At 45.0% G+C, this 15,534-nt stretch carries 20 protein-coding genes; 7 read left to right on the top strand and 13 right to left on the bottom strand.

Annotated features, from left to right (window positions below):
• Nucleotides 1-6: 6 nt before the first annotated feature.
• Together SWH54_19265 and SWH54_19260 are read left to right on the top strand one after the other, a co-directional pair.
• Nucleotides 7-576 (top strand): redoxin domain-containing protein, encoded by a 570-nt coding sequence (locus SWH54_19265; protein MDY6793413.1) that lies wholly within the window; start codon nucleotides 7-9, stop codon nucleotides 574-576.
• Between the two features lie 16 nt (nucleotides 577-592).
• The gene (locus SWH54_19260; protein MDY6793412.1) at nucleotides 593-1,195 is read left to right on the top strand and encodes a peroxiredoxin; all 603 of its coding nucleotides are present in this window, start codon (nucleotides 593-595) and stop codon (nucleotides 1,193-1,195) included.
• A gap of 245 nt (nucleotides 1,196-1,440) precedes the next feature.
• Here the strand turns inward: SWH54_19260 and SWH54_19255 are convergent, their stop codons facing one another.
• Together SWH54_19255 and SWH54_19250 are read right to left on the bottom strand one after the other, a co-directional pair.
• Nucleotides 1,441-1,587, bottom strand: coding sequence for a hypothetical protein (locus SWH54_19255; protein MDY6793411.1), 147 nt, complete (start codon nucleotides 1,585-1,587; stop codon nucleotides 1,441-1,443).
• A 73-nt stretch (nucleotides 1,588-1,660) separates the two neighbouring features.
• The gene (locus SWH54_19250; GenBank protein MDY6793410.1) at nucleotides 1,661-2,170 is read right to left on the bottom strand and encodes a tRNA (cytidine(34)-2'-O)-methyltransferase; all 510 of its coding nucleotides are present in this window, start codon (nucleotides 2,168-2,170) and stop codon (nucleotides 1,661-1,663) included.
• Nucleotides 2,171-2,594: 424 nt separating this feature from the next.
• On the opposite strand from SWH54_19250, the gene SWH54_19245 reads away from it, so the two are divergent.
• From SWH54_19245 to SWH54_19225, 5 genes are all read left to right on the top strand, one after another.
• Nucleotides 2,595-2,831 carry a hypothetical protein gene (locus tag SWH54_19245; GenBank protein MDY6793409.1) on the top strand — a complete coding sequence of 79 codons (237 nt, stop codon included), beginning with the start codon at nucleotides 2,595-2,597 and terminating at the stop codon, nucleotides 2,829-2,831.
• Between the two features lie 38 nt (nucleotides 2,832-2,869).
• Complete coding sequence (locus SWH54_19240; GenBank protein MDY6793408.1) at nucleotides 2,870-3,724, top strand: amidohydrolase family protein; 855 nt, start codon at nucleotides 2,870-2,872, stop codon at nucleotides 3,722-3,724.
• A 12-nt stretch (nucleotides 3,725-3,736) separates the two neighbouring features.
• Nucleotides 3,737-4,366: a metallophosphoesterase gene (locus tag SWH54_19235; protein MDY6793407.1), complete on the top strand. Its 630-nt coding sequence runs from the start codon at nucleotides 3,737-3,739 to the stop codon at nucleotides 4,364-4,366.
• Nucleotides 4,320-5,459 (top strand): Lrp/AsnC ligand binding domain-containing protein, encoded by a 1,140-nt coding sequence (locus tag SWH54_19230; GenBank protein MDY6793406.1) that lies wholly within the window; start codon nucleotides 4,320-4,322, stop codon nucleotides 5,457-5,459. Before SWH54_19235 ends, SWH54_19230 begins: the two co-directional genes overlap by 47 nt.
• A 64-nt stretch (nucleotides 5,460-5,523) precedes the next feature.
• The gene (locus SWH54_19225) at nucleotides 5,524-5,946 is read left to right on the top strand and encodes a DUF4019 domain-containing protein (GenBank protein MDY6793405.1); all 423 of its coding nucleotides are present in this window, start codon (nucleotides 5,524-5,526) and stop codon (nucleotides 5,944-5,946) included.
• Between the two features lie 133 nt (nucleotides 5,947-6,079).
• On the opposite strand, the gene SWH54_19220 is transcribed toward SWH54_19225, so the two are convergent.
• The 11 genes from SWH54_19220 to SWH54_19170 all read right to left on the bottom strand — a co-directional run.
• A complete protein-coding gene (locus tag SWH54_19220) occupies nucleotides 6,080-6,544 on the bottom strand; it encodes a hypothetical protein (GenBank protein MDY6793404.1) in 465 nt (154 codons plus the stop codon).
• A 114-nt stretch (nucleotides 6,545-6,658) separates the two neighbouring features.
• Nucleotides 6,659-6,916, bottom strand: a complete 258-nt coding sequence (locus tag SWH54_19215) for a hypothetical protein (GenBank protein ID MDY6793403.1) — start codon at nucleotides 6,914-6,916, stop codon at nucleotides 6,659-6,661.
• 43 nt (nucleotides 6,917-6,959) lie between these two features.
• Entirely contained in the window at nucleotides 6,960-7,832 is an 873-nt protein-coding gene (speB, locus tag SWH54_19210) for an agmatinase (GenBank protein ID MDY6793402.1), read from the bottom strand.
• Nucleotides 7,833-8,031: 199 nt separating this feature from the next.
• The gene (gene fdhF / locus SWH54_19205; protein MDY6793401.1) at nucleotides 8,032-10,071 is read right to left on the bottom strand and encodes a formate dehydrogenase subunit alpha; all 2,040 of its coding nucleotides are present in this window, start codon (nucleotides 10,069-10,071) and stop codon (nucleotides 8,032-8,034) included.
• A 16-nt stretch (nucleotides 10,072-10,087) separates the two neighbouring features.
• Nucleotides 10,088-10,888: a 4Fe-4S dicluster domain-containing protein gene (locus SWH54_19200; GenBank protein MDY6793400.1), complete on the bottom strand. Its 801-nt coding sequence runs from the start codon at nucleotides 10,886-10,888 to the stop codon at nucleotides 10,088-10,090.
• 13 nt (nucleotides 10,889-10,901) lie between these two features.
• Nucleotides 10,902-11,357: a hydrogenase iron-sulfur subunit gene (locus tag SWH54_19195; GenBank protein ID MDY6793399.1), complete on the bottom strand. Its 456-nt coding sequence runs from the start codon at nucleotides 11,355-11,357 to the stop codon at nucleotides 10,902-10,904.
• A gap of 15 nt (nucleotides 11,358-11,372) precedes the next feature.
• Entirely contained in the window at nucleotides 11,373-13,043 is a 1,671-nt protein-coding gene (locus SWH54_19190; GenBank protein MDY6793398.1) for a CoB--CoM heterodisulfide reductase iron-sulfur subunit A family protein, read from the bottom strand.
• A gap of 14 nt (nucleotides 13,044-13,057) precedes the next feature.
• The gene (locus SWH54_19185) at nucleotides 13,058-14,407 is read right to left on the bottom strand and encodes a 4Fe-4S binding protein (GenBank protein MDY6793397.1); all 1,350 of its coding nucleotides are present in this window, start codon (nucleotides 14,405-14,407) and stop codon (nucleotides 13,058-13,060) included.
• Between the two features lie 15 nt (nucleotides 14,408-14,422).
• On the bottom strand, nucleotides 14,423-14,590 hold the full coding sequence (locus SWH54_19180; GenBank protein ID MDY6793396.1) for an FAD-dependent oxidoreductase: 168 nt from the start codon (nucleotides 14,588-14,590) through the stop codon (nucleotides 14,423-14,425).
• A gap of 69 nt (nucleotides 14,591-14,659) precedes the next feature.
• On the bottom strand, nucleotides 14,660-15,079 hold the full coding sequence (locus tag SWH54_19175; protein MDY6793395.1) for a hydrogenase iron-sulfur subunit: 420 nt from the start codon (nucleotides 15,077-15,079) through the stop codon (nucleotides 14,660-14,662).
• Nucleotides 15,080-15,136: 57 nt separating this feature from the next.
• Nucleotides 15,137-15,534 (bottom strand): 4Fe-4S binding protein (locus tag SWH54_19170; GenBank protein ID MDY6793394.1); only part of this gene is annotated, 398 nt, incomplete at its 5' end.

Raw genomic sequence — 15,534 nt, 5'->3', positions numbered from 1 at the left:
AGCATTATGAAAATAAAATTTATCTTGCTATATATTCTGGTTTTTCTGGCTTCATCAATATATCCTGCTTATTTATATGGCAGCCCACTGACTGAGGGCAACGAGCTTCCTGACATGGAGCTGACCATTCCCAAAAATCAGGGACACCAACAGTATCTCGGCCTAACAGGTGAGGGAACCTTCAAAGTACCCCAGATAAAAGCCAAGGTGGTGATCATTGAGATTTTGAGTATGTACTGTCCTCACTGTCAAAGGGAAGCGCCGACTATAAATGAATTTTATCGAAAAATTGAAAATAGTAAAAAATTAAAAGGTAAAGTCAAGCTTATCGGAATTGGTGCGGGTAACTCCAGTTTTGAAATGGGGGTTTTTCAAAAGAAGTATGACGTTCCGTTTCCGCTTTTTCCCGATGGAGACTTTCTCATTCACCAAAAAATCGGCGAGGTCAGAACACCCTATTTTATCGCTCTTAAAATAACGGACAAGGGAAAAGCGATCATATTTTATTCACAGCTTGGTGGCCCCAAGAATGCCCAGCAGTTTCTAAACAGGCTTTTAAAACGCTCAGGATTATAATAAGGAGGTATTTGCCATGGGGAAAAACATATTCATTATTACCATGTTCTTTGTAGTTTCTGGGCTGTTAGGTGGTCATGCCGATGGATTTTCAGCAGCATTTAAAGATAACATCTATAACCCGGGCAACTTAAAACCGATAGACAGCGTTCTGAAAGTTAAAGTCGGTGAAAAAATCCCTGATTTTACACTCCCTTCTATATCGGGAGAGAAGATTTCCCTCCATCAATTTAAAGGGGAAAAAAATGTGGTTATATCCTTTGTTCCGGCTGCTTGGACCCCTGTATGCTCCGATCAATGGCCGGGATATAATATCGCAAAATCCATATTTGACGAGCATGATGCGATTCTTCTGGGGATTACGGTTGATAATATTCCCACCCTATTTGCCTGGACAAAACAGATGGGGAAATTATGGTTTCATGTGCTTTCTGATTTTTGGCCCCATGGTAAAGTGGCGGACATGTTCGGTGTTTTTCGCTCTGATGGTAGCAGCGAAAGAGCGCTGTTTGTGATAGATAAAGAAGGAATTCTGCAATATGCTCATGTGGGGGATATTAACAAAAGGCCGGATTTAGAAGATCTGGCAAAAGAGCTGGAAAAGCTGAAAAACAAATAGCTGAGGAATTTGGGAGTTTTTCATCAATGGCCTTTTTGGTGAACCATTTGCGCTTTAATGATTGTTATACCGCTTGCCATAAATATGTTCAGAAATCTGGAATTGCGGTATAAGTGGTTGTAGAAAAAAAACGTTTCGATAACGGAACGTTTTTTTGACAACCACTATAGAAGCTCGTCCGGGGAAGCGACCCTATGCCGGTACAAGCCTTAAAAATAATACCGAGATACTTACGTACGGTCCGCCTAGGCGGACTGAGACTGGATTTGAACCAGCCCCATCAAACAGATTCCCACGGTGACAATGATCATTACTGCCTGTATCGGTTTAACGCAAAGGATAGGGGGCGTGTACAGAGTGATATGCTCATTGGTTAAGGCTTGTACCGGCATAGGGTCGCTTCCCCGGACGAGCTGAGTAGAGATAGAAAAGCACCCTGACCCCTCAGATAGCTATATTGCAAAATCAGGCCCAAAAATGGTTAAATTTTACTTGCCGCAGGCTTTCATACAGCACAATTCCTGCCGCGGTGGATAAATTTAAGCTTCTGGTCTGTTGGGTGATGGGGATATGGAAGGTGGACTGTTTGTACATTAAAAGGATTTTTTCAGGAAGCCCTAAGGTTTCTGAGCCAAAAACAAGAAACATCCGGTCGCATATGGGCATTGACCAAAAAGGCTGAGCTCCTTTTTTCGTCAATAGGACCACCTCGTCTTTTTGTGGTGCCATGTTTCTTTTAAAATCTTCAAAATTGTCCCAGACACTTAACTTGACTTTATTCCAGTAGTCCAATCCCGCCCGTTTCACCTCACGGCTTTCAAGGGAAAATCCAAGGGGTTTAATCAGATGAAAATATGCCCCTGCTGCCAGGCAGGTACGTCCTATGTTTCCGGTATTCCAGTGTATTTCAGGAGAAACCAGCACCACATGACGTTCAAAACTGCTTTTCGCATTTTTATTGGGTTTATGACACATGTTTACCGCAGTGGGGACAAAATTTAAAATCCTTATCTATGCTTCGTCCACAGTTTTTGCATCGATGCTGTTGTCTTCCCGGTCGGACATTTTGTTCTTTACCAAATTCACTCACCTGGCCTTTACATCGGTCACACATAATAAAAGGCTCGCCCTTTTTAACCCGTATTAACGGAATAAAAAACAGGCTGAAATAATGATCCACCCTGGTAAAATAGGCCTGGTGCAACCCGCATACAGGGCACCGCCTTGGGTTTTTATCTATAATTATTGTCTTTGGTGAAACACCAGCGATGATAAACATGATAATGATGGCATATGAATATAAAACATGCTATTAAATGTGACTAAATACTATAAAAAAAGAACATAAACCGTCAACATTTACAAATCCTTTTTTCTTTTGCTAGATTTGGAGGAATACATGAGCGAAAATCGAACCGACCTAATTGAAATTATGAAAGATCTGGTTAAGATCAACTCGATCATCGCCACTGAGCTTATTCAACTGGTTGAGAATTCGAGCAGCCAGCTTCGTGGAGAGATACCGGACTCTTGCAAAGTTCAGCATCTTGAATTAAGAAAAGATATTATCAATATTGCTGAAAAATGGAATGCTGACTGTCAGGTACTCAGGGAGCACAATCTCAAGCACGGCTAAAGGTGGAAATAATTTAAGTTATAAACGGAGAGAGACCTATGATTATCGATTTTCATACTCACATTTTTTCTAAGGAAATCCGTGAAAACAGGGAAAAACACTTTATTCCCGAACCTGCGTTCAAGCTTTTGTATAAATCGCCAAAATCGAAGATTGTGGGCGCAAGTGAAGTCATACGCTCAATGGACCAACACGGTGTGGACCAATCTGTTGTTTTCGGGTTTCCATGGAAAAATTCCGATATCTTTAGAAAAGAAAACGACTATATTCTGGATGCGGTGGAAAGGTACCCTGGTAGACTGATCGGCCTTTGCTGTCTTGACCCGTTCAACAAATTTGCGGTTAATGAGGTGATGCGATGCCTTGAGCAAGGACTTGCAGGAATAGGTGAACTTGCCTTTTATGAATCCGGAATTGATGAAACCGCCCTTGATAAACTGGCACCCCTTTTTGAAATCTGCCGGGAAAATGACTTACCTGCACTGATTCACACCAATGAACCCATTGGACACATTTATGCGGGCAAAACCCCAAATACGCTGATCCAGATATACAATCTGGTTAAAAGGTTTCCTGAAAATAAAATCGTGCTGGCTCATTGGGGCGGTGGAATTTTTTTGTATAATATTCTAAAAAAGGAAGTAAAAGAGAGCCTGAAAAATGTCTATTTCGACACAGCAGCCTCTCCGTTTCTTTATGACCCTGAAGTTTACCGGTATGCAATAAAGCTGGCCGGACAAAACAAGATTCTTTTCGGAAGTGATTTTCCCCTCATTAAGCCGGAAAGATATTTTAACGAAATGAAACAAGCGGGTTTATCCAAAGCTGAAATGGATCGCATTTGCGGCAAGAATGCAGCCACCTTGGTAAAAAGGAAAAAATCCACTGATTGAAAGCGGATTAAATTGAATACCGGCAGGAAGATAAAAATTTTAACGGTCTCGGACGTTGTTGATCCGATATTGGACCAGCGGATCGATTCCGCACCTTTTTCAGAAATTGACCTGATTGTTTCCTGTGGTGATCTGCCTCCTGAATATCTTTCCCGTCTGGTTCATTATCTGGAGGCCCCCCTGTACTATGTCAAAGGCAACCATGATATTCGTTATAAAGATAAACAGCCTGAAGGGGGGCATGACTTACACGGCAAATTGGTCAAGGTTGGAGGAATAAATATTCTTGGTTTGGAAGGATCCCACTGGTACAATGGCGGTCCTTATCAATACACACAAAGGCAGATGTGCTCCATTATACGTTGGCTTCGACCGACAATCTGGTGGCAGGGCGGTGTTGATATCGTTTTTACCCATGCGCCACCTCGATATGTACACGATGCTGAAGACCCGTGTCATCAGGGTTTTGAATGCTTTCGCCGCCTGATTGATAAATATCAACCGAGTTATTTCATCCATGGACACATCCATAAAATATTTCCCGATGACTCCGACCGGTTAACGGTGGTTAATTCAACCAAGGTGGTGAACACGTATGGGTATTACCTCCTGGAAATCGCGTTTCCTGCAGATATTCAATAAATCTGCGGATTCTCCAAAGAAAAGTGCTGAGCCGTTAGAGGTAAAGAGCTTCAAGGATCAGCAGAAAAAGGAAGCGGCATTTGACTCCAGAGACCGTGGAATCCGAACGGTCCCTTTGAGCCGGGTTGTCGGCAGTGTCTGTCGTTACCAGGATTTTGACAACCAGTTTCGCTTCAAGCAGAGCAGCTCATCGGAACGGTTGCAATGGATCAAAGAATCCATGCGCCTTGGTCGGTCACTGAAGCCGGTTGAGCTTTTTCAGATCAAAGACGAATACTATGTGCTGGATGGAAATCACCGGATAGCAGCAGCCAAGGAATTTGGTCACGATGAAATATTGGCTCGTATTGTCGAGTTTATCCCTTCGGAAGATACCCTTGCCAACATCCTTTACCGTGAACGGGCGGAATTTGCCGATCGAACAAATTTACCTGCTGAAATCAATCTGACTGAGGTCGGACAATATTCACATATTATAGATCAGATTACCAAGCATCAGGAATACCTTCAGCAGGAAAAGGGGGATATGATTCCTTTTGAAAAGGCGGCCCTGGATTGGTACAAAACGATTTACCGTCCACTTTGTACCATTATTAAACGGGAGAAATTGGTCGCTTCTTTTCCCGGGCGCACCGATGCCGATTTGTATTCCTATATTACGTTTCACCAATGGGGAAAAGGCCGTAAACGACGTTATGGTATTAATATCGCAAAACTCATTGAGCAAAATATGGAGGAATTTCGAACGAAAATGAATAATCTAAAAGGGATCAAATATCCGGAAATGAAAAGTAGAATAACCGTTTTCATCTTAATGAACGTTCAGGCCAAAAAAGAGTCTAAAATCATCGACAGGCTCTATGAGCTTGAAGAGGTAAGAGAGATCTATTCCGTTCATGGAGATGTGGATTTTTTGGTGAAAGTTGAATTAACCCGTGATTTGCTCAGTTCAGATGCCGAAACCATTTCTCAGTTTGTGCATGAAAAAGTACGCCTCATACCGGGGGTGAGTAGTACCAACACCCTGATTCCCGGCTTTTCTAAAATAAAAAAGGCTGTAGTACGTTTAAATGATTCCGGCGAAACGAAATAACAGAAGGTTTTGCAAAATACTATTCTTTGATTGGGTAGCTGTCATATTAAAGGAGAGCATGAATATGAAAAAATTCGTCTGGGTTCTGGTGGGAATTGGAATGATCAGCGTTGTCGGGTGTTCCCCATCTGGCAACTCGGAAGCCAAAGAAGCAGCGGAAAAATCGGCAAAAGCCTGGCTGGCTTTGGTGGATAGTGAAAAATATGAAGAAAGCTGGTATGAGACAGCCGGGTTTTTTAAAGGCGCTGTACCCAAAGAGCAGTGGCTGCAATCAATGAAATCGGTGCGAAGGCCTATGGGGAAAAACATCTCAAGAAAACTCCAGTCAAAGCTCTATCTTACTTCCCTGCCGGGAGCTCCGGACGGAGAATATGTTGTAATCAAATACGATTCCTCCTTCGAGAACAAGAGACATGCTCTTGAAACCGTCACCCCCATGCGGGACAAAGACGGGAAGTGGCGAGTCTCTGGATACTTCATGAAATAAATACTGTTTCTCTTCCTGCCGGTTTATAAAAACAAAGATGTGCTGACAGCTTATAACATATAAAATCAGATGTGAATCGAGACGGCTATGTTTTCTTTATAAAGGGATGGGTGGATTATTTATTGCGACCGATTTATTCTGCCACCTTTTCTGCAGCCCATTTTCCCGAAAGGAAGCCTTCTATATGTCCCAACTCCCAAGTTCCCACTGCCTGTGTTTCGGATATACTGCCGATCATTTTACCGGATATATGCGAGGTGCCGTCCTCGGCTTGAGCATGTCCTGAAAGTTTGGCCTTGATGCTTCCATCTTTGATGTTACCGTTCACCTTGCCCTTGGCTGAAGCGCTACCATACCCTCCCGTTGTCGCTAAATTCATAGTAAAAGGGCCTGTAACTGAATAAAAATTGTTCTGGCTTTTTGTTTTTTTAATATAAAGCTCCAAATCGCCCTGGGCCATTCCACTAATTTTTCCAATCCACTTCTCTGTGTCAGCGTCAGGAACGAACTGATTAGAAGCACATCCCAGAACAGAGAGAGCCACCATAAGCATAATGAGTAAAAAAACACGCTTTGAAGCAATAGTGAGCCTAAACATAACTACCTCCTTTGTATGTGGGTGGAGACTTTTTATCAAGAAGCCATGACCGAAAGAACACTTGCTCATGTTTCGGCACATTGAATAGTTCTAACAAAAAATGATTACACCATGTTATTGGGCTCGTTCCACATGAAGATCCGAAAATTCCTTTTGGAGTTCATTCATGAGATCTTTAATGGTTGATGACAGGAGAAGACTGGAAATGATCGCGCAGCAGACTTTGCCGGGTTTTATTGGATTGAGAAAAACGGAGAGTTTCTTTTGCTCTGGATAAAAACGAAACCTTTCAACCAGACCCAGCTCGGAGAGCGCCATGTTGGTCTCGGGCTCTTTCACCCTGTCAAGCACTGATTGCAGTTTCTTTTTCATTAAGGCATCCATTCTTTCATAATAGGTACTTTCCACAATATTGTCAACTTCGATTCTTTCCCAAGATCCGTATTGCCGCTGATTTTTCTTCCATCATCCTACCAATTATTTCCTTCAAAAACTTTCCTGCAACCATTCCTGTAATCCCTTGCGGGTCCCTTTTTGGATTGTATTCTACGATGTCGGCACCCACTAAATGCCCTTTCAGATTCTGGATTATTTGCAAAACGTTTCGAGTACTCATTCCTCCTGGCTCGTAATGGGAAACCCCTGGAGCAAAAGCTGGATCCAGGCAATCCAAGTCTATCGACAGGTATACAGGCCCGCTAAACATAATTCCGTTTGCCTTGTTGATCTCTTTCATTTCAATTATCTCAACATCGAATCGTTTGGCTTGCTCGCGCTGGTGGCCGGTCAGGGCGCGAACTCCCACCTGCACCAATCTCTTAACAAGGTTTTCTTCCATTATCCGGGCAAAGGGACAAGCATGGGAATAGCGATTGCCATCTAATTCATCATAGAGATCCGGATGTGCATCCAACTGTAGGATACTTAGGTTGCTAAACTTCTTTTCATATGACCGGATGATGGGATAAGTGATTGAGTGGTCCCCACCAAGCGAAATGACTCGAGCCGTTCTTTTCAGTAACTCAGTTATTTTGTTTTCAATTTGCCCAAATGCCTTCCCATGATCTTCCAGTTTTAAGTCGTCTAATATTTGCCAGCCGGCCATTAATCCCAAGTTAATCGCATTCTCTGTCCACATGTTTGATGACTCACTAAACAGCGCTTCGCGGATTCGCGCAGGTGCTAATGCTGTCCCTCTTAGAAATGATGAATTTTTGTCATACGGAACGCCTAACACTGCGATATCTTCGGCTTGCAATTCTTCTTTTTTAATTTCATGGTTGCTCATATTTTTCTACTTTATCTTAAGCAAGAAAGGTGGCAGGCCATTAATTCTTGGTCCCTTTTATAATTCTATAGTAATTCTGGAAAATATATTCTGTTTTAAACGATAAAAAATCCATATATAAGAGAGCGTAAATAAAAACCCGGCTTTTTGTAAAAAAGACCGGGTGTTAACAATTCAATAAAAGAGCGGATACTTTTTTCTAATCGGTTGCCCTCTCAACATTTACGGCACAAACTTTAAACTCCGGAATCTTGGCAACGGGGTCATTGGCCGGGTTTGTTAGGATATTGGCGCAGTTTTCCACAAAATGAAACGGCATAAATACCAGACCCTCCTTAACCCGTTCGGTCACCATGGTTTTGGCTGTAATCTGGCCACGACGCGAGGTTATTTTCACTTCATCATCCTGGCATACGCCCATTTGTTGTGCATCTGCAGGACTTATTTCCAGGTAGCCTTCAGAAATTTCGCTATCCAGAGAGGGGCAGTTCTGGGTCATGGTTCTGGTGTGATAATGAGCAAATACACGACCGGTGGTAAGCCAAAAGGGGAACTCCTCATCAACACTTTCGTCAGGCGGTATGAATTCTATGGCGTGAAAAAGACCCTTTCCACGAGAAAAGGCATCTTTGTGGAGAAATTTGGTTCCAGGATGATCAGCGGTGGGACACGGCCACTGGAGGCCCTCACCTTCCAAACGATCATAGCTAATTCCACCGTAAGAAGGTGTAAGGCTTGCAATTTCTTTCATTACATCTTCCGGTGAATCAAACTTCATTTCATATCCGAACCGGTTGGAAATATCCTGAATGATTTTCCAGTCCACACGGGCATCTCCTACAGGCGCAATAGCCTCCCTGACACGCATCACCCGTCGCTCTGTATTGGCAAAGGTGCCGTCTTTTTCGGCAAAGGAAGATCCGGGAAGTACCACATGGGCAAGCTTCGCTGTTGGAGTGAGAAAGATATCCTGAACCACAAGCAGTTCAGCAGTTTTCAGGGCTTTTTCAACATGGTTAATATCCGGGTCACTGACCATAGGATTTTCACCAAGCACATAGAGAGCTTTAACAGTGCCTTCGGCAAGGCCGGAAAGCATTGCAGGAATGGTAAGTCCCACTTCCCGGGGGAGGTCTACTCCCCAGGCCTGGGAAAATTTTTGATTAGACGGAATATCATTTACCGGCTGATATCCGGGAAATACATTGGGAAGTCCACCCATATCACAGGCACCCTGAACATTGTTTTGACCCCGAAGAGGATTTACACCGGTGGATTCTTTGCCTAAATTACCCGTAAGCATTGCCAGATTGGCAAGGGATTTAACATTGTCCACCCCGGTGGTGTGCTGGGTAATTCCCATGCAGTAAACAATTGATGCTGCCTTGGCATGAGAGTAATATTCGGCCATCTTAATAATATCATCGGCGGAAATACCGGTAATCTCAGAAACCTTTTCCGGAGGGTAGCCTTTAATTACTTTTTTAAACTCGTCAAAATTTTCGGTACGATTTTCAATAAAACCCTGGCCATGCCATCCTTGCTCTATGATGACATTCATCATTCCATTTAAAAGTGCCACATCTGTTCCCAGGTTTTGCCGGACATGTATATCGGAAAACAGGGTCAGTTGGATTTTTCTGGGATCGGCCACAATAATCTTGGCCCCTTTTTGTCTGGCCCGAAAGATGCGGGTGGCTACCAGGGGATGAGACGAAGTCGTATTTGAGCCGATGACAAAAATACAGTCCGAATCTTCCAGCTCCGCTACAGAATTTGTCATTGCGCCACTGCCGAATGCGGCGGCAAGACCTGCCACCGTTGAAGAATGTCAGAGACGTGCGCAGTGATCGACGTTGTTGGTACCCACCCCAGCCCGGGCAAACTTTTGCAGCAAATAATTCTCTTCGTTGGTGACCTTGGCGGAAGTTAAAAAGGCAATGCTGTCCGGCCCGTTGGCTTTTTTGATCTCTTTAAGTTTGGAAACCGTGTAATCGAGTGCCTCATCCCAGGAGACTTCGACCAGCTCACCTTTTTTACGTACCAGGGGTTTGGTCAGTCTTTTTTCGCTCTGGATGAATTGGTGAACATTCCACCCTTTTATACAGAGCTTTCCTTCATTGGTAGGGCTGGTTTTACAGGGAATCGTGTCGATAATTTGACCGTCCAGCACCTCCAGATAAAAATTACATCCGCAACCACAGTGGGTGCAGGTTGTAAGTACGGTCCTGTAATCCATATAAACTCCTCTTTTTTTATTCTCCAGACGCCTGGTCTAAAATGTTCAAAGGTGATTTTTCATCCATAAACCCGGTCCGGTAGTCAAATTCTTTCTCCATGATTGCAGCAACTTTTTTATAAAGGGTCCTCAAAGGGATATCCGCGGGACAGGCTTCCTCGCAAAGGCCGCAATCGATGCATCGGCCTGCCATATGTATGGCCCGGGTCAGATGAAAAACGGGTATTTCAGGTGGAATATTGCCCGTACTGATCAGTTCATCCGTTTCCAGGCTGCATTCTTTGCAAAAACACATGGGACAGATGTCTCTACAACCGTAACATTTGATGCACTTTGAAAACTCTTCCATCCAGTGGGCAAATCGTGCGTTAAGATCAAGCTCATCTACATTGGCCACCGAAACAGCCGTGGATTTTTTTGCCTTGTCTCCGGCCACAAACTCCTCTGGGAAAGGTTGGCTGCATTCACAGGCGTCCGCAAGCTCCTGGGGGCAGGCAATGCCCACCGGAACGACATTGTTCGGATTAAGCTGGTTCCAGATATAAAGGGTTTTAAGTCCACGTTCGTCACAACCGCGCACCAGCACTCCAAAACTTTTTTCAGGATACTTCCGGGCGAGATGAACCAGCAGTTTATTAAGGGGATAACGTGTATCTCCCGGCTTTTTCCAGTCTCCCAAAACCAGGTTGTCAAGATCAGTTTCATCACAAAAAAGATGGGGACCGATATGGCCGTTTTTTTCGCCAAGGCCCAGAAATCCCGTTATTTTTTCCGACTTTAAAAGCTCCTGTACTTTTTCTTTTACCTTTTCAATCATGGTTTTCCCTTATTCATCCGGTGGCAACAGACAGCATATTGTTTTCAACAGACTCTTTGTTCAGCGGCGAAGGCCCCATTTCGCACAACGCCTTAATGAAATCTTCGATCTCTTCGACAAATTCAGGGGCTTCAGCGGAAGAAACCCATCTGGCCCGCAGGCGGTCTTCTTCAATACCGCTGAACTTTAGCAACGGTCTTAAAAAGCGTACCCGCTTCTGGGCTGAATAATTACCATACAGGTAATTGCAATCGTCCAGACGTCACCCGCCCACAAAAACACCATCCACACCCTGCTGAAAAGCACGGATGATATGATGGGGGGACACGCTTCCACTGCACATTACCCGGACGATCCGAATATTCGACGGGTACTGCATACGACTAACCCCGGCCAGGTCAGCAGCGGCATACGCTCACCAGGTACATAGAAAACAAATAACCTTGGGTTCAAAATCACTATTGCTCATGTTTTTTATCCTTTTTTATGCCGCTCTTATCATAGACAAAAGCTGCGGCGGTTTAAATCCTTTAAGCATTGCACTTTGAGAGGGGCATGTAGCGGCACAATTTCCACATCCCTTGCATAGGATTTCATTTATCTCACAAATATTTTTTTCTTGATTAAAAGAAATGGCCTGAAACGGACATACGTCCATGCATCCCATGCATCCCACACATGTTTCCGGGTTTATTTGGGCAACAATTGCGCTTGTGATCAACTTGTCTTTAAAAAGAATGCTTGCCACCCTGGAGGAGACACCGATGCCCTGGGACATGGCTTCTGAAACTGTGGCCGGATAACGTGCACTGCCACATACGAAGATACCATCTGCAGCAAAGTCAAGAGGTCTTAGCTTTGCGTGAGCTTCAAGAAAAAATCCGTCCTGATTCATGGGAACCCGTAACATTTGGGAAACAACTCCCGCATCTTCCCGTGAAACCAAAGGGGTTGACAGAACCACCAGATCACAGGGGATATCCATGTTTTCTCCAAGTAAGGAGTGATTAAAGCGGACCTTTCCTTTATTAACTTCAGGCGGTTGGTCGGCACGGTATACATCGAACTTGATCCCGTTTCCTCTTGCCTCCCACAGCATCTTTTCATTTTCCGTACCATACATCTGCATATCACGATACAGGATATGGATATCTGCATCGGGGTTTTGCTCTTTAATCAAAAGCGCATTTTTAACTGCGGTCATACAGCAGATTCGTGAGCAGTATTCCCTTTCCTGGGTGCGTGCTCCGACACACTGAATCATTACAATACGCTGGGCATCAAGGGCTCCTTTTTTCAGCTTTTGTTCCAGTTCTATCTGGGTAATGACCTGTTTGCCATCGTAACTGAACATGTCGGTGGGGATTAACGGCAATGCACCTGTCGCCACTATTATGCAGCCAACTTTATCTTCCACAGTGTTTTGTTTTGTTTTTATGGCAATGTCAAAATTTCCTATATACCCCCCCACTGTTTTCACCTCGGCATCGAGATGAATAGTGATATTGGATTTTGCCTTAACCTGTTCAACCAGCTCTGAAATGCGGTCAGCCGCCAGTGCGCCATTGGAAAGACGGTTGACCTTGCGAAGAAGTCCGCCAAACTCAGGTTTTTTATCTACCAGTATTACATCAAGGCCCATGGAGGCCAGGGCTTCGGCTGCCGACAGGCCGGCAACCCCGCCGCCGATCACAAGTACCTTGCGGATCAGAGAGGTTTCAATCTCCTGCTGAGGCTCCAGTGAAGCACTTTTTGCCACACACATGCGCACAAGATCTTTTGCCTTCTTGGTGGCTTTTTCACGCTGGCCCATATGTACCCACGAGCACTGATCCCGTATGTTCGTCATTTCAAAAAGATATGGATTGAGTCCTGCCTGGGCACATGAACTGGAAAAAAGCGGCTGGTGTGTGCGTGGTGAGCATGAAGCAACCACCACACGGTTCAAATCGTTTTCCTTAATCGCTTTTTGAATTTCAGAGATTCCTGCCTCGGAACATGTGTAGAGATTTTCTTTGGTAAACACAACCCCCGGAAGAGTGGAGGCATATTCAGTTACCTCCGGGCAGTCCAGATGTCCGGCAATATTAGAACCACAATCACAGATGAAAACACCAACACGAAGTTTTTCAGGGTCTTTATCTTTTTTGCTCATACTGTACGATTCCTTTACGACGCTTTACGCATTTCTTCCCCCACCACTGTCTGTACCGCCCTGGATGCAGCGCTACTGGCCTGGGCAACGGATTCCGGGATATCCATGGGACCGTGAGCACAGCCGCATACGAAAATGCCTTGCCGGGTGGTATCAAGGGGGTGGGAAGATGTGGTTTGGAAAAATCCGAACTCGTTGACTTCAATGTCAAGAAGTTGGGCCAACTGCGTTGTTCCCTTGCTCGGTGCGCAGGCTGTGGCCAGTATTACCAAATCGAATTCTTCTCTTTTGACTGTTTGCGCTAAAGTATCTTCATAGATTACAATCGGGTTATGATTCGCACCTTCATTGATTTCGGCAACCCTGCCACGGCGATAGCTGATGTTGGAATTATTTCCGCCACGAACCTTGTATTCTTCAAATCCTTTTCCCACCGCTCTGATATCCATTCCAAAAATGGTGGAGGTGGTTTCAGGGCCATGCTCGTGAGCAATGATCGCTTCCTTGATGGAATGCATGCAGCAGTATCCGGAACAAAACGGGTAGAACCTGAAATCACGCGAACCGACGCACTGGATGAAAGCCAGTTTTTTCGCTGAGGTAAAGCTTTCGGCCTTTTTCTTCAAAGCTTCGAGCGGAGTGGCGTTGGCCACATGTGCGGCATATTTGTCCGCCCATTTTTTATGATCTTTTTCATCTTTATATTCACCGTTTAAAAATGCGTTATAAAAATCTGCAGAATTTTCATTATATTTCTTTTCAAATTTGTCCAGCATTTTTTGTGATTTCTTCACTTTCTTTTCCAGCCCTTTAATTTCAGCTTCAATGGCCCGGTCCGATGGGCGATCCAGATGGCCACCGGTGGGCCCGCTGGCACTTAAGAATCTTTCGAACTCAAGTGCGGTGATAACGTTGGGCAGGGCCTTATAATTATACTCCGGGATTCGTGAAGGATCAAAAACATCATAACCGATCGCAACAATGATAGCCCCCACATCGAGTTTGATCGTCCTATCTTGCTGATCAAAATTGATTGCTTCGGCCTGGCAGGTCTTTGCACAGATACCGCACTTCTTGCCGTTTAGCTGACGGCAATGATCGGGATCGATGGTGTGGGTGGAGGGGATTCCTTGTGCGAACCAGCTGTAAATGGCACTGCGAGACCCCTGGCCGACATTAAATGCATCGGGAACAACTGTCGGGCACTTTTCCGTGCAGGCCCCGCATCCGGTACATTTGTCTTCTTCCACGAAACGGGCTTTTCTTCTAATGGTTGCTTTAAAATTGCCTGCCTCGCCTGCTACTTTTTCCACTTCGGTATAGGCCAAAAGCTCGATATTGGGATGTCGACCGACATCCAGCATCTTGGGCGAAAGAATTCAGATGGCACAGTCATTGGTGGGAAAGGTTTTGTCCAGTTGGGCCATCTTTCCGCCGATGCTGGGCAGACTTTCCACTAGGTGAACTTTAAACCCCATTTCGCCAAGGTCAAGGGATGCCTGGATTCCGGCAATTCCTCCTCCGATAACAAGAATGTTTTTACTCACAATCTATCTCCTTTGAAACATTTGGCAATTGTTTTTAGCCAAACGGCTCTTTTTCCATTAACCTACTGTCTAAGCTGCCTGCCTTAGCTGGGCCGGCCCTTTAGATTTAATCTTTTCGGTAAAATCTCTTACGACTTCGGCAAAACGGGCGCCCTCTGCAGACGAAATCCATTCGAGATGAATTCTTTCATGGTCAATACCAAGAAGCTTTACCAGTTCTTGTGTCGTTTGGAACATTTTTTCGGCCTTTACATTACCATCCAGGTAATGGCAGTCACCGATGTGTCACCCGGCCACCAGCACACCGTCGGCACCCTTTTGAAGGGCTTTGAGAATAAAACCGGGTGTGACCCGACCGCTGCACATCACACGGATGATGCGAACGTTTGACGGATACTGCAACCGAGACACACCTGCCAGGTCGGCGGCAGAATAGGCGCACCAGTTGCAGGCAAAAGCGATAATTTTTGGATTGAATTCTTCGGTCATACATACTCCTGTTTGTATCAATGCTTGTTGATTGATCGGTAATTCAATCGTCAATCTTCAATTCAAAGCGGCTTCCACCATGGTCAGCACCTCCTGGTCTTCATAGTGAAAAACCGAGGCTGCGCCGGTGGGGCAGGCGACAGAGCAGGCGCCGCATCCTTTGCAAAGCGCTTCCTGCACATGGGCCACTTTTTTATCCTCTTTTCTATCCTCGACTTCAATAGCACCATAAGGACAGGCTTGAACACATTCGCCGCAGCCCCGACACAAATGCTCATCCACATGAGAGACAATGCCTTCAACCGTAGTGTTGTCTTTAGAAAGTATGACCGAGGCCCTAGACGCCGCGCCCAGGCCTTGAGCGATGGCCTCGTCCACCGGTTTGGGCGAATGGGCCAGGCCGCAGACAAATACCCCCTTGGTAGAAAAGTCGATGGGCTGCAGTTTAACGTGGG

The organism is Thermodesulfobacteriota bacterium (assembly GCA_034189135.1).
Classification (GTDB): Bacteria; Desulfobacterota; Desulfobacteria; order Desulfobacterales; family JAUWMJ01; genus JAUWMJ01.
Note: the sequence above shows the minus strand (reverse complement) of the source record. Positions and strands in the feature narration are given on the sequence as shown.

What these genes read in the sequence shown, in the direction of transcription:
- SWH54_19240 (MDY6793408.1), top strand. Translation starts at nt 2,870, where the DNA reads ATGATTATCGATTTTCATACTCACATTTTTTCTAAGGAAATCCGTGAA.
- SWH54_19255 (MDY6793411.1), bottom strand. Translation starts at nt 1,587, where the DNA reads ATGCCGGTACAAGCCTTAACCAATGAGCATATCACTCTGTACACGCCC.
- SWH54_19220 (MDY6793404.1), bottom strand. Translation starts at nt 6,544, where the DNA reads ATGTTTAGGCTCACTATTGCTTCAAAGCGTGTTTTTTTACTCATTATG.
- SWH54_19265 (MDY6793413.1), top strand. Translation starts at nt 7, where the DNA reads ATGAAAATAAAATTTATCTTGCTATATATTCTGGTTTTTCTGGCTTCA.
- SWH54_19245 (MDY6793409.1), top strand. Translation starts at nt 2,595, where the DNA reads ATGAGCGAAAATCGAACCGACCTAATTGAAATTATGAAAGATCTGGTT.
- SWH54_19200 (MDY6793400.1), bottom strand. Translation starts at nt 10,888, where the DNA reads ATGATTGAAAAGGTAAAAGAAAAAGTACAGGAGCTTTTAAAGTCGGAA.
- SWH54_19260 (MDY6793412.1), top strand. Translation starts at nt 593, where the DNA reads ATGGGGAAAAACATATTCATTATTACCATGTTCTTTGTAGTTTCTGGG.
- SWH54_19250 (MDY6793410.1), bottom strand. Translation starts at nt 2,170, where the DNA reads ATGTGTCATAAACCCAATAAAAATGCGAAAAGCAGTTTTGAACGTCAT.
- SWH54_19225 (MDY6793405.1), top strand. Translation starts at nt 5,524, where the DNA reads ATGAAAAAATTCGTCTGGGTTCTGGTGGGAATTGGAATGATCAGCGTT.
- SWH54_19230 (MDY6793406.1), top strand. Translation starts at nt 4,320, where the DNA reads ATGGGTATTACCTCCTGGAAATCGCGTTTCCTGCAGATATTCAATAAA.
- speB (MDY6793402.1), bottom strand. Translation starts at nt 7,832, where the DNA reads ATGAGCAACCATGAAATTAAAAAAGAAGAATTGCAAGCCGAAGATATC.
- SWH54_19190 (MDY6793398.1), bottom strand. Translation starts at nt 13,043, where the DNA reads ATGAGCAAAAAAGATAAAGACCCTGAAAAACTTCGTGTTGGTGTTTTC.
- SWH54_19215 (MDY6793403.1), bottom strand. Translation starts at nt 6,916, where the DNA reads ATGAAAAAGAAACTGCAATCAGTGCTTGACAGGGTGAAAGAGCCCGAG.
- SWH54_19185 (MDY6793397.1), bottom strand. Translation starts at nt 14,407, where the DNA reads ATGCTGGATGTCGGTCGACATCCCAATATCGAGCTTTTGGCCTATACC.